The sequence below is a fragment of the Chryseobacterium sp. UF-81 genome, assembly GCF_058245105.1.
In genome coordinates this window covers 143,088-155,379 of sequence record NZ_JBSIBX010000001.1, presented here as the reverse complement: position 1 = coordinate 155,379, position 12,292 = coordinate 143,088, and the positions used below count along the sequence as shown (strand labels likewise).

Annotated in this window: 11 protein-coding genes and 1 riboswitch; of the genes, 3 read left to right on the top strand and 8 right to left on the bottom strand. The window is 39.1% G+C overall.

What is annotated here, in order from left to right:
- Window positions 1–22: 22 nt before the first annotated feature.
- The 7 genes from AC4IFE_RS00790 to namA all read right to left on the bottom strand — a co-directional run bounded on the left by AC4IFE_RS00790 (window position 23) and on the right by namA (window position 6,736).
- Window positions 23–1,441: a T6SS phospholipase effector Tle1-like catalytic domain-containing protein gene (locus tag AC4IFE_RS00790; RefSeq protein WP_490754111.1), complete on the bottom strand. Its 1,419-nt coding sequence runs from the start codon at window positions 1,439–1,441 to the stop codon at window positions 23–25.
- Between the two features lie 51 nt (window positions 1,442–1,492).
- A complete protein-coding gene (locus AC4IFE_RS00785) occupies window positions 1,493–2,467 on the bottom strand; it encodes a DUF2931 family protein (protein ID WP_490754110.1) in 975 nt (324 codons plus the stop codon).
- Between the two features lie 64 nt (window positions 2,468–2,531).
- Window positions 2,532–2,702, bottom strand: coding sequence for a hypothetical protein (locus AC4IFE_RS00780; RefSeq protein WP_157963379.1), 171 nt, complete (start codon window positions 2,700–2,702; stop codon window positions 2,532–2,534).
- A gap of 1 nt (window position 2,703) precedes the next feature.
- Entirely contained in the window at window positions 2,704–4,635 is a 1,932-nt protein-coding gene (locus AC4IFE_RS00775; RefSeq protein ID WP_490754108.1) for a type VI secretion system Vgr family protein, read from the bottom strand.
- Window positions 4,636–4,792: 157 nt separating this feature from the next.
- The gene (gene tssD, locus AC4IFE_RS00770) at window positions 4,793–5,197 is read right to left on the bottom strand and encodes a type VI secretion system tube protein TssD (protein WP_490754107.1); all 405 of its coding nucleotides are present in this window, start codon (window positions 5,195–5,197) and stop codon (window positions 4,793–4,795) included.
- 184 nt (window positions 5,198–5,381) lie between these two features.
- Window positions 5,382–5,675 carry a DUF2752 domain-containing protein gene (locus tag AC4IFE_RS00765; protein ID WP_490754105.1) on the bottom strand — a complete coding sequence of 98 codons (294 nt, stop codon included), beginning with the start codon at window positions 5,673–5,675 and terminating at the stop codon, window positions 5,382–5,384.
- A gap of 8 nt (window positions 5,676–5,683) precedes the next feature.
- Window positions 5,684–6,736, bottom strand: coding sequence for an NADPH dehydrogenase NamA (gene namA / locus AC4IFE_RS00760; RefSeq protein WP_490754103.1), 1,053 nt, complete (start codon window positions 6,734–6,736; stop codon window positions 5,684–5,686).
- A 98-nt stretch (window positions 6,737–6,834) separates the two neighbouring features.
- Between namA and AC4IFE_RS00755 the strand changes: the two genes are divergently transcribed.
- The 3 genes from AC4IFE_RS00755 to AC4IFE_RS00745 all read left to right on the top strand — a co-directional run bounded on the left by AC4IFE_RS00755 (window position 6,835) and on the right by AC4IFE_RS00745 (window position 10,686).
- Window positions 6,835–7,317: a cytidine deaminase gene (locus tag AC4IFE_RS00755; RefSeq protein WP_490754101.1), complete on the top strand. Its 483-nt coding sequence runs from the start codon at window positions 6,835–6,837 to the stop codon at window positions 7,315–7,317.
- Between the two features lie 246 nt (window positions 7,318–7,563).
- Window positions 7,564–7,738: riboswitch (cobalamin riboswitch) on the top strand.
- Window positions 7,739–7,769: 31 nt separating this feature from the next.
- Window positions 7,770–9,629 carry a TonB-dependent receptor plug domain-containing protein gene (locus tag AC4IFE_RS00750; RefSeq protein ID WP_490754100.1) on the top strand — a complete coding sequence of 620 codons (1,860 nt, stop codon included), beginning with the start codon at window positions 7,770–7,772 and terminating at the stop codon, window positions 9,627–9,629.
- Window positions 9,630–9,642: 13 nt separating this feature from the next.
- Entirely contained in the window at window positions 9,643–10,686 is a 1,044-nt protein-coding gene (locus AC4IFE_RS00745) for a DUF5074 domain-containing protein (protein ID WP_490754099.1), read from the top strand.
- A 161-nt stretch (window positions 10,687–10,847) separates the two neighbouring features.
- On the opposite strand, the gene AC4IFE_RS00740 is transcribed toward AC4IFE_RS00745, so the two are convergent.
- Complete coding sequence (locus tag AC4IFE_RS00740; protein WP_490754098.1) at window positions 10,848–12,269, bottom strand: CCA tRNA nucleotidyltransferase; 1,422 nt, start codon at window positions 12,267–12,269, stop codon at window positions 10,848–10,850.
- Window positions 12,270–12,292 lie beyond the last annotated feature (23 nt).

Sequence of the window (12,292 nt, the reverse complement as noted above, 5' to 3'; positions counted from 1 at the left end):
TATTTTGCTTATTCATGAGCCATTAATGGAGCACTCTTACCCTGTCTGATGTCGGGTCCATTCCTATACCTTCTCTTCTTGCCGACCTGTGCAGATATTTGTTTCTTAATGTTCTCAAGTCATCCTGTTCTTTTATCTCCTTCTGATAGTCTGCATATTTATGTTCCGGTATTGGTATTCCGCCGTATGCTCTTTCAAGATCTTTATACCGCTTAAAGATGTACTGTTTTCCATCTCCCATCGCGTAAGGTCTCAAGCGGTTTTTTATTCTCATCAGCAGGGCGTCTGATGAAATGGAGTACTTTTCGTCGGTAATTTTCTTTAAGGTCAGGGGAACTGTTTTCTGAACACCATATTCCGCCATAAAATGTAGAGGAATATAGCTGTACGCTTTTTTTATAAGTTTACGTTCTCCTCTCAATGACAGATAAAAACCCGGAGTAATGGTAAGCTCTTCTTTTGTGTACCAGGATTCTGCGATAAGCTCTCTTTTAAATTCTTCTAATTTTGCACTGGTTGTCCATGACGTTTCAAGTTCTTCCCAGACTTCGGGACCGTCTTCGTAAGCTCCTCCTACATCACAATGAACGCCGGGAAATATTTTCTCTATTCCTACATGCACATTCGTAAGGTCGAAATTTTCCCTGTGCTCGTTTTCTGCCACAAAATGAATCACACTCTGTGCTCTGCCGATATCATTCAAGCTGAGCTCTTCTACGTCATTGTGAAAGTTCGGCATGGCAGAAAAGTTTTTTGAATAGGAAGAAACGGTATCATAAATACCCAGAAACCTAACCTTCAGCACATCTACCGTAATTCCGGCTTCCTGCAGTTTAAGTCCAAGATGCCCCCATTTCGGAAGCTCTTCACTTTGTATTCCTCCGGTACCGTCGCTGTCGTAACGGGCAGTTACTGTGACACCTTGATGTGAAACGGTAGTGGTAGTAGCTTTATATTTTGATTTACCTATTTCGTGGACGAAATTACGGGCAGCAGCAGCACCCCTGCTGAAGCCGAAAACATCAAAAGTAAGGACGGCAATTTTATCTGCTTTTTTTGCATTTTTGATATTTTTTACTTTTTTCACGATCTCTTCACAGCCTTTTCTCACTTTTCCACGGATCCCGGTGGGCCCGGTTCCAAAGGCATAGCCAAGCATAGAATCTTCTTCTTTATCTTCGGTACCGATACCTTCTATATAAATACCAAAATTTTTATCGTAATTGTCCCACAAACGGGCTACGTTGCTCCAGTCGTTATTATAACTGTTGTTATCGGTGGGGTCACCTCCATTTTTCTTGTAGTCGGCCGTTTTGTTTCTTCTTTCTGTGGTATTGGTTTTATTATTCAAAGTTCCGTCAAAAAACACTCCAAGAGTAATGTCTAACACTTCCTCTTTGGATATTTCCGGTGTATAATCTCCAAATTTATTATTGTGCATCGTTCTTATTTTATTTTTATGGACAGACTGATTATAATTTTATGAAGGATATTATTCTATTGTACGCGAAAGCCTCATTTTTGCTTTTGTAACAGGCAATTCTTCTTTTTCGCTTTTTAATAACAGATCAGCTCCTGTATTATCTGGATTGACTTTAATGATCAGGTCAATATTTTGTTCTTTTCCAAGTTTCGCGAATACTTCAAAAATTTCTTTTTCATCAAAAGAGTCTATCCATACGCCGTATCTTTTTTTATTCTTATCTCTCCAGTAAAAACCACAGAATTTTGGAAAAGCCCGTTTTTTATAGGTATCAGCTGTCAGGCTTTCCCCGAAAAGATTTTCCTGTTCTCCATTGTAACTGGTGAATCCGAAATCGATCCACTCACTGCCTTCCGGCAAAATCACTGAGGGTTTCCAGCTATATTTTTCTCTGTACACTTCATAAATATCCGGAGCAGGATAGCCTTCTTTCTCTATTTTAGCTCTGATCTCGGGTTTAAATGTTTCATAAGACGGATCTTTCAGCATTCTGTCTGCAAAACCTTCCTTCAGCATATACTGTGCGTTTTCGTATGCATTTTCTTTGGTAATAATGGTATCATGAGCCTGAAAAGCACCAACTTCTTTCTGGTTTCCCGGACCGTTGATCCATAAAACCACCCGCCCTTTCGGGGCAAGGCCAACAATAAAATTACTGTATGTGGTCTTTTTGCCATTATCCTGATCTGTAAAACCTTTATCAAAAAGATCTTTTATTTTTTCTTTATCCAGGTCCCATTTTCCGGTATAGAATTTATTTTCCACCAGAGAGTACCAGGTAAATTCCAGCTTGTGGGGAATATCCATCTGGCTGGTTTCTACACTCATTGTACCGCCTTCATTTCCCCAGCCTGTATTCTGTGTGCCCCAGATGGCATCGAAGCCGTAGGTAAAATCATCTGCGATGAGGGCTCCTTTGTAAATTTCCATCGGATATTCCTGCGGTGCCGAAAGGGTTCCCAGCCAGCTGTATTTTTGTTCCATTTTTTTATTTTGACAATTGATTAATGAGAAACTACTTACAATAAAAAGAATCAGAATTCTTAATTTACTTGTTTCCATGGGACATTATTTTCTTATTGCTTGCCAAAACAAGGTTGTTTTTCTGTGCTTCCACATTAATTTTCTGAGCAATTTTTTCAACCTTTTTGCCAACATTCAGGTGATAAGAGTCCGTGACTTTTATCTGTATATTCTTAGCAGTTTTAATGATCGCCATATCAGAAAAGTTTTGATTTTTCGGCACTGTTGAACTCTACGATCTTACCACTCTGCATCGTCATGTTTTCAAGCTCGCTGAACATGGATATTTCTCCGGCAATCTCATTGGATGTTTCAGACTGCCTTTTGAATTCTTTTTCCACCATTTCTGTTCTGGTGTCCGAAGTTTCACGGATATCACCGGAAGCGGTCTGTACAATATCTTTTCCGGCCGTAGAAATAATACTGTTATTCGCAGAACTGTTGATTCCTTCTCCTGCACTGATCGAAATTTCTTTTCCGGCTGTGATGTTGATATTATCTCCGGCGTTCAGGGTAAAGTTTTTAGGAGCTTTCATGCTGATGTTTCCGGCACCATCCATATAATAGATGTTTCCGCTCGGATCCATGATTTTTACACTTCCTTCTTCATCATTCATCAGAATTCTGATTCCACTCCTGGTCTGGATAGATTTCAGATGGTTGTTCACTCCGCCACCCAAGGCTATTCCTCCGTGAAACATGCCTCCCATGACGAAAGGTCTGTCCGGATGACTATGAACAAAATTCACCATCACCTGGTCCCCCACTTCCGGAATGGCAACATATCCTCTGTTTTGTGTAATCTGATCTGTTCCTCCGGCGTCAGGACTCATCATCCTGATAAAATGGGTTGTATCGCTCGTCTGCCAGTCAAACTGCACCTGTATTCTTCCCTGTCCTTCCGGATCTGTATTGGATATTACGACAGCAGTCTGTGGTTCGGCTTTAGGAATCTTATATTCCGGTCTTGGAAGAAATCCTGTATCTGCTGCTATCCCTGTAAAGCTACCTTTATAATGTCCTATTGTATCGATCTCATGCTCAACTTCCGTGATCATAATTCTTGTGAAATAGGAAGTTTCGTTGGAATCCTGTTTCCGCATCTGGACATCGGCTATGCACCCCGGATGTAGGAATGGAACGGTTGTATTTCCTGAAATGGAAAAAACGTTCACTGCTGCACTTCCTGAAGCGCTTTTCTGGGAATATTCTACATCCAGATGAGTGGTTGCCTTAATAGGGGCTATCTGAAGCGCAGGGGTTTTATAAATACTGTTGTTGTGATTGTAAGCCGTCTTTGCAATATCACTTACGTGCTGAATAGGTGTGGAACCTGAAGTAAGCTTTTCATTTTTATTGCTGTTGTACCCGTAAAACTGAGGCTTGGTATGGATTGCTTTCAGCTCAACCTTAATATCGTTGGCACTGCTTCCGTAGGTCAGGATAATGGGTTTGTTCTGAGGCGGCAGCTTCCCGAAGTGCAGGACTTCACCGTCATAAAAAAACTGTTCACCATATGCTTCTGCCATCCTTGCCAGATAGTTGTAATGAGTTTCGTCGTACTGGCTGCTGTAGATGATCTGGGAAAAATTATTGGCATCTATCCTGACATCAAAACGGCTTTTATCAATTCCCTGTTTAATCACTTCTTCAGCGATAATCCCTATATTAACCGGCTGACCTCCTCCAAAGCTCTGAATATGGGAAGCTCCATCCAAAAGAATGGTTGGGCTGGATCCTGTAAGTACAATATTTCCCAGGCTCATTTTTTCCTGACTGAATGCTACCCCGGTAATGATTCCTACAAAGGTTCTCTCAGGACTGTTGTCTATGCCTTTATAGGCAATGATTGCCGTGAGGCGTTTTCCCAGGAATTTATTGGCTTCTTCCAGCGAATGGGTCTGGCGGTCTCCCAAAGCATCATGAGCCAGGGTAAGGGTAAATTCATGATGGCGCTGGGCACTCTGTTTAAGTTTGAAATGCTTATAAAATTTGATGATTTTTCCTTCTATGACTAAGGAAAGCTTAACCAGACGGTTGATACCGGTATGATGATTTTCGGATACCCCGTCTGCATTTTGTGCCGGGCGAAAACTCGTTCCCTTTGATTTTTCAGGTGTAGTAGACATATTTTATAAAGTGATTTGTGTTAAATGTGTATATTATTCATCCAATCGGGAATTTTTGAAAAAAAACAAAGATCCCTTATCAGAAAACAGCTTTCACAACAGGTAAAAAAAGACCGTCTTGAGGGACAGTCTCTTTGTATTTTGTACTACTCCGGACCTAGCTTAATGGCCAGAATCCGTCGTATAATGAATTTCCATAAGTAATGCTTTCTGCACTTACCACAAAGCTTATCAGCATATTGTTGCTGTCGATGGCATCAAAATCCATTTCGTGCTGGATTACATATCCGTTTTCCCACTTCAGGGTAATTAAAGTTCCTTCTTCATGTGATTTATTGAATGTAACTTCACCGCTTGTAGGCTTATATTTACCGTTCAGTAAGCTTTCCAGAATATCAGACTTTTCAGTTGCTTCAATTGTTACTTTAATCAAAGCGTTCGACGGATCTGATGCTACACGTCCTGAAACATCTGTAGATCTTGATACGCTATAATTAAGCTTTAACAGCTTTTGTCCTTCACCTCCATTGAATTTTAAGATTCCTCTTGAATTTCCTGCCATATTCTTCTATTTTAATCATTAATGATTATACAATTCATAAAGTTTGTCTAACAAAGATAGACTTCATGGTCTAATTTAAAAAGTTTTTAGTGAACAGATTTACATTTTGTAGTAATTCTACGACTTTTTTTCTATATACATCGATTAAACATTAAAAAAATACACTTCTTCGCTTTGTTTTCCATCAGTGAGCATGCATGTAAAAATATTTATAATAATAAGAGAAGATTATGATGACCAAATTTACAGCAATCATGATCATCAGGATGTTACCGTATTTTCTTTTCTTATCTACAAAACTCAGACCCAGGGTAAAAAGGAACAGGAGCAGTGTATAAACAGCCGGGTAGAGATGAAAAGCTTCTGAAAACCTACCTTCAAATACCAATACAACTGCTCTCTGGGCACCACACCCCAAACATTCTATTCCCAGAAATTTCTTACTGGGGCAGGTCAGCATAAAGTCTTCGATCTTCATTGCGAATGTTATGATGAAATTCTTGCTCTTGTATATTGGTGCGGGAAGAAACAGTCTTCTTTCATTTCAAATGATCCCTGAACGGCAATATATGGATTCCTTAAGATTTCTCTTGCCACGAATATGAGGTCTGCATCTCCTTTTTCCAGGATTTCTTCAGCCTGCTCCACCGTTGTAATCAAACCGACTGCTCCGGTTTTTACTCCGGCTTCTTTTCTGATCTGGGCGGAGAAAGGAACCTGGTAACCATCAAATACAGGTATTTTCGCGCCGTGGATATTTCCACCGCTTGAAACATCTACCAGGTCTACGGAATGTTCTTTTAACACTTCAGCAAGCCTTACGCTTTCATTAATATTCCATCCGTTTTCAGCATATTCGGTTCCGGAAATTCTTACAAAAAGCGCTGTATTTTCGTCCAGCTCTTCGTTGACAGCATCAACAATTTCTAAAAGAAAACGGATTCTGTTTTCAAAACTTCCTCCATAATCATCTGTCCTGATGTTGGATAGCGGTGATAAAAACTGATGGATAAGATATCCGTGGGCGCCGTGAATTTCTATGAGATCAAAACCGGCTTTTACAGCTCTTTTTGCTGCTGCTTTAAAATAATGTACCTGTTCTTTGATCTCGTCAGCAGTCAGGACATGCGGGATCCTTTCAGAGGGATGATAGGGAATGGCACTTGGCGCAACGGTTTCCCAACCTTCTTCAACAGGAATCTGCAGGTTATTCCAGGTGGAGCCTTTTCTTCCGGCATGGGCAAGCTGAATTCCTATTTTACTTTCTGAACGGGAATGGACAAAATCAACAATTTTCTTAAGCTCTTCTGCCTGCTGATCATTCCAGATTCCCATACAGTGATTGGTAATTCTTCCGCGTGGCTCTACTCCCGTGGCTTCAACCATGATAAGCCCTGTCCCGCCCTGGGATCTGCTTCCGTAGTGTACAAAGTGGAAGTCATTGGCCAATCCATTTTCGCATGAATACATACACATAGGAGACATTACCCATCTGTTTTTCAGTTCTATATTTCTAAATTTTATTGGTGTGTATAACATTTTACCTTTTGATTTTCAATTTAATCATGAATAAAAAAAACATTGTCGAAGTGATGAAAAAGAAGTAAATTTGGCCCCCTTTTTAGTCTTACTAATATATGAAAAAAGACATACAGATCAGTTACGAGCATTTTAAAAACAGCAGTGAACTGAACAATATAGAAAAAACCTTATTTGAAAGAGCAATACAGGCCCGTGAAAATGCTTATGCGCCCTATTCGAATTTCCTTGTAGGATGTGCCGTTTTACTGGAAAATGGTGAAATATATTCCGGTAATAACCAGGAAAATGCAGCCTATCCATCAGGGTTATGTGCGGAAAGAACAACTCTTTTCTGGGTGGCAGCCAATTTTCCGGATGTCAAGGTGAAAAAAATCTTTGTCGTGGGAGGTCCTAAGGAATTTCATGAGAAAAACCCTCCGATTCCACCTTGTGGAGCCTGCCGTCAAAGTCTGATAGAATATGAAACGAAACAGAACGAAGACATCCTCCTTTATTTTTCAAGCATGAATGATGAAGTGGTAAAGGTGCATTCTATTAAAGATCTGCTGCCGTTCTATTTTGATTCATCGTTTTTGTAGAAGTGAAATTTTGTGAATAGGGAATTTTGGTTTGCATTTAAGAATCAGATCCTGGAGTTTTGTCAATGGTGAATTTGCTTCGCATGTGAATTGATAATTTAATAATTATTTTCAATTTTGTACTGTCATGTTCAATACTGATCATTTATACATTTTAAAAAATTTCTCTGCGAAGCAAAATTCCCTATTCACAATTGACCATTCACAATTGACTTTTTGCCTTTTTGCGCAATAAATTTAAAAAGTTATCTTTGCAAAAATTTTGGTTTCCAGCATTTTGGAAATAATAGGGAATTGGGTGTGACTCCCAAACTGTCCCCGCAACTGTAAATCGCAATAAGATTTCTGCAAAAAACCACTGTTTATACGGGAAGGTGCAGAAAGCGAAAGTCAGGAGACCTGCCAAAATTATAACTAAAAACGCATTACTTTCGGAGGAAAAGTAAAATAGTATGAATATAAAAAGGTCTTTATTACTGCTTTGTTCGTCTTACGGCAGCTTTCTCTTCGGACAGGAGAAAGCAGTTGACACCATTTATATTTTCGACAGCCAGATGAGCAAGGCAAAACTTTTTCATCCGGTACAGAGGATCACTCCAAAAGATCTCGAAAAAAATTCAACCAATCTTTCTGAGCTTTTACGTTTCCAGTCTTCTATTTATGTTAAAGAAAATGGACGCGGGGCCGTTTCTTCGCCTTCATTCAGAGGAACAACAGCTCAGCAGACTGCTTTTGTATGGAACGGAATCAACATCAATTCCAGCTTTCTGGGACAGGGAGATGTGAATAATATTCCTCTTTTCGGGTATGATCAGATTGATATAAAAGCTGGCGGAGGAAGTGTTGTCTATGGCAGCGGAGCTATCGGAGGAAGCATTCATTTAAATAATATTCTGGATTTCAACAGGGGTTTCAAGGGCTCTGTTTATTCGGAGGCGGGCTCTTTTGATACGTACAATAATTTTCTGCAGGCATCTTTCAGCAATGATAAATTAAGCGTTAAGGTTTCGGGAAGCTATTTCACAAGCCAAAATGATTATAAAGTTCCTGAGTTTGTCGTAGGAAGTACAGGGTTCCACAATATTAACGGAAAATACTATAATACTTCGGTGAACATCGGAGCTTCTTATAAAATTGCTGATCACCAGACGATTTCATGGCAGAACCAGATCTTCGATGCCTCACAGCGGTATCCTGTTTTTGAACAAATTGGAAACAGAACAAAATATAACGCGCAGACTTTAAGAAGTTTAATCGCATGGGATATTAATAAAGGTAATCTTTCGAACAGCTTAAAAGCTGCTTATACGGAAGATAATTTCCAGTATTTTTCAGGTCTTAACCAACCTAAAACAAGTGGTGCAGAGGGAAAAAATTATATTTTCAAAAATGATTTCAACTATTTCATCACTCCTAAGATCAACATTAATGCTATTGGAGAATTTCAGGTGAATAAGGGTGAAGGCTATCAATCGGACAAAAACAGTCAATCCGGAATTGGGGTTATCAGCAGAAATGTGGGTTCCCTATCCGGCTTAATAAGATATTTTGTCACCAAGGAGCTTCGTTTTGAAGCCGGCATCAAGAAGGATTTCGTGGAGGATATTTCTTCACCTCTTCTGTATTCTTTTTCGGGAAAATGGGATGCTTTACAATGGTATCGTATAGGCGTAAGCTTTTCAAGAAATTTCAGGTATCCTTCTTTTAATGATCTTTACTGGCAGCCGGGAGGAAATCTGGATCTGCTTCCTGAAACGTCCACGAATATTGACATGAGCCATGAGTTCAGCTTAGGAGATTTTAAAATTACATTAAGTCCTTATTACATGGACATCAAAAACCTCATCAACTGGCTTCCTACCTCTTATGGTTACTGGGCACCCGTGAATACGTATAAAGTTGAATCGTATGGTTTGGAATCACAGGTTAAGTGGAATAAGAAATTCGGAAAACATGCCCTGAAGCTGGACGCAGGATACACTTATTCAAAATCTGTCAACAAAAATACTGAAATGCAGATGATGTATGTTCCGATCCATAAAGCTGTCGGAAATATTGAGTACGGCTATTCTTTCCTTAATTTGTATGTCCAGGGACTTTTCAACGGTCTTACTTATACGACTACGGATGAACAAAGGTCTACAGCTATTGATCCTTATTTTGTTTTAAATGCCGGAGTTTCTGCCGCACTCTTCAAGAAATACACTTTGGGATTTAAAGTGAACAATGTTACCAATACAATTTATCAGACGGTATCCCTGTATCCGATGCCGAAAAGGAATTACAGTATTTATGCAACTATTAATTTTTAAACTTAAAAATATTATGAAACTGAACAAACTTCTACCTCTTCTTTTTGCTTTTACACTCCTTTTGGGCATCGTGTCCTGTAGCAGTGATAATAATGATGAGCAGGAAATATTCTATGGCAACGGTTTTTTAATCGCTAATGAAGGTACTTTCGGAAAACCTGAGGGTGACGTAACGTTTGTAAGTGCAGACCTGAACCTTAAACAAGATAACGTTTTTGCCCTTAACAACGGAGGAGCGAAATTAGGTGATGTTTTACAGATGATTGCTTTCAATGGTGAAAATGCTTATCTGCTATTGAACAATTCCAATAAAATCCAGATCGCAAACCGTTATAATTTTAAAGCGAATGGCGAGATTACCGCTGAACTTAATTCCCCGCGATATATGGCTTTTGCCAACAACAATATTTATGTAACGAACGATAAATATTTAGGTGATAAGTATGTAAGCATCTATAAAGCTTCAGACCGTTCTTTTATCAAAAAAATCACTTTCACAGATGCTGCTGAAAGAATTGTAGAAGCCGGAAACAATATCTTTGTACAGAATGCTTCATTTGGTTTTGGAAACAAAATTTCTTACATCAACACTTCTACCAACAATGTTCAGTCTACGATCACTTTGCCAGCCGGAAATATCAACAAGATCATTTCAAGCAACCAGAATGTGTATGCCATCGCTGCAGGAACTGCTGATTCTTATATCTACGAAATCTCAAGCACAGGAAGCATCACAAAAACAACGACTTTAACAGGTATTGCCAATGCTACGAATCTTGAAATTGCTAATGGTAAGTTTTATTTCACTTCAGGAAAAAACGTGTACAAGATGGATATGGCCGCTACAACAGCACCTGCATCACCGTTGTTTACTGTAGCAAACAGTGTTGATGCGTATTCTGCTTTATACGGCTTCAGCGTGATCAATGACAAAATTTTTACTTCTGATTCCAATGGATTTACACAGGCCAGTAAAATTGTAGTTTACAATACTTCAGGTGCTATCATCAGATCGTTTACAACGGGTATAGGCTCAAATTCAGTTTATGCAAACTAAAACATTAATACTTCGGTATTATTTATAAATTTTATTTTTTTTCATCATTTGTGTTTTTTTTCAGGCCGCTTCTCCGAAGCGGCCTGATTTTGTTTTCACCTGATTAAAAAGGTTTCGGCGGGACAAAGTCCCGCCGAAACCTTTTTTTTAAAATTTAAATTTTAATTATACTTTAAGCCTAACTTCTCAGCTTCTGCAATAACAAATTTTTCAGCTTCTTCCTTATCATTGGGAATCTCACCTTCCAGGATGGCTTCTTTTACTTTTTCTTTAAGGATTCCGATCTCTTTTCCGGGTTTCAGATCAAACATCTGCATAATCTCTTCTCCTGTGATTGGCGGCTGGAAATTACGTACCTGATCTTTCTCCTCCACTTCTTTGATCTTCACTGCTACATATTCGAAGTTTTTCTTGAATCTGTCCTGCTTTTTGGAATTTTTGGTGGTAATATCTGCTTTACACAGGGTAAACAGATCTTCCAGGTCTTCGCCGGCATCAAATAAAAGTCTTCTCAATGCAGAGTCCGAAGCATCATCTGTAATAAGGGCAATAGGACGTGATGAAAGCTTCACCATTTTCTGGACATATTTCATATCATTTCCCAACGGCAGTTTCAATCTGTGAAAAAGGGTCTTGACCATTTTTGAGCCTAAAAACTCATGGCCATGAAAAGTCCAGCCTGTTCCTTCCACAAACTTTTTGGTTGGCGCTTTACCGACATCATGCAGCAATGCAGACCAGCGTAACCAAAGATTATCTGTATTTTCTGAAATATTGTCTACTACCTCCAGCGTGTGATAGAAATTATCTTTATGGGTCTGCCCTTCCACTTCTTCTACTCCTTTCAGCTCGATCAGCTCAGGAATGATCAGTTTTAAAAGTCCCGTCTCTTCCATTAATCCCAATCCTACAGAGGGTTTTCTGGACATCATGATCTTGTTGAGTTCAACCATGATTCTTTCCATAGAAACGATTTTGATCCTTTCTGCTTCCTGCTTTATAGCGTTTAGTGATTTTTCTTCAATGACAAAATTTAATGTTGAGGCAAAACGAACAGCTCTCATCATTCTTAACGGATCATCAGAATAGGTTTGCGCCGGCTCCAAAGGGGTTCTTAAAGTTCCTTTCTCCAGATCGGCAACTCCGTTGAAAGGATCTATCAGTTCTCCGAAATTAGCTTTATTTAAAGAAATCGCCATCGCATTAATGGTGAAATCTCTTCTTTTCTGGTCGTCTTCCAGCGTTCCGCCTTCTACCTCTGGTTTTCTGCTGTTCTCTGTATAACTTTCTTTTCTGGCTCCTACAAATTCCAGCTCAAGATCTTTGTATTTAATCATGGCTGTTCCGTAAGTTTTGAAGACCGAAACTTTTAATTTAGGATCAATATCATTCGCAACGGTCTGTGCAAGCTCAATACCGCTTTGCTCTGTCACAAAATCAATATCTGTAGATGCTGTTCTCTTCATTAAAAGATCACGGACATAACCGCCAACAATGTATACGGACTGGTTATTTTTTTCCGCAGCATCAGCAATGATCTTGAACAGCTTTAAATTTTTATTTTGGGTAAGATTAATTTTCATCTTTAATAAATAGATCGTCTTTT

Excerpts from the sequence above, each read along its gene's own strand:
- AC4IFE_RS00790 (WP_490754111.1), bottom strand. The coding sequence starts at position 1,441 with ATGCACAATAATAAATTTGGAGATTATACACCGGAAATATCCAAAGAG.
- AC4IFE_RS00785 (WP_490754110.1), bottom strand. The coding sequence starts at position 2,467 with ATGGAACAAAAATACAGCTGGCTGGGAACCCTTTCGGCACCGCAGGAA.
- AC4IFE_RS00780 (WP_157963379.1), bottom strand. The coding sequence starts at position 2,702 with ATGGCGATCATTAAAACTGCTAAGAATATACAGATAAAAGTCACGGAC.
- AC4IFE_RS00775 (WP_490754108.1), bottom strand. The coding sequence starts at position 4,635 with ATGTCTACTACACCTGAAAAATCAAAGGGAACGAGTTTTCGCCCGGCA.
- tssD (WP_490754107.1), bottom strand. The coding sequence starts at position 5,197 with ATGGCAGGAAATTCAAGAGGAATCTTAAAATTCAATGGAGGTGAAGGA.
- AC4IFE_RS00765 (WP_490754105.1), bottom strand. The coding sequence starts at position 5,675 with ATGAAGATCGAAGACTTTATGCTGACCTGCCCCAGTAAGAAATTTCTG.
- namA (WP_490754103.1), bottom strand. The coding sequence starts at position 6,736 with ATGTTATACACACCAATAAAATTTAGAAATATAGAACTGAAAAACAGA.
- AC4IFE_RS00755 (WP_490754101.1), top strand. The coding sequence starts at position 6,835 with ATGAAAAAAGACATACAGATCAGTTACGAGCATTTTAAAAACAGCAGT.
- AC4IFE_RS00750 (WP_490754100.1), top strand. The coding sequence starts at position 7,770 with ATGAATATAAAAAGGTCTTTATTACTGCTTTGTTCGTCTTACGGCAGC.
- AC4IFE_RS00745 (WP_490754099.1), top strand. The coding sequence starts at position 9,643 with ATGAAACTGAACAAACTTCTACCTCTTCTTTTTGCTTTTACACTCCTT.
- AC4IFE_RS00740 (WP_490754098.1), bottom strand. The coding sequence starts at position 12,269 with ATGAAAATTAATCTTACCCAAAATAAAAATTTAAAGCTGTTCAAGATC.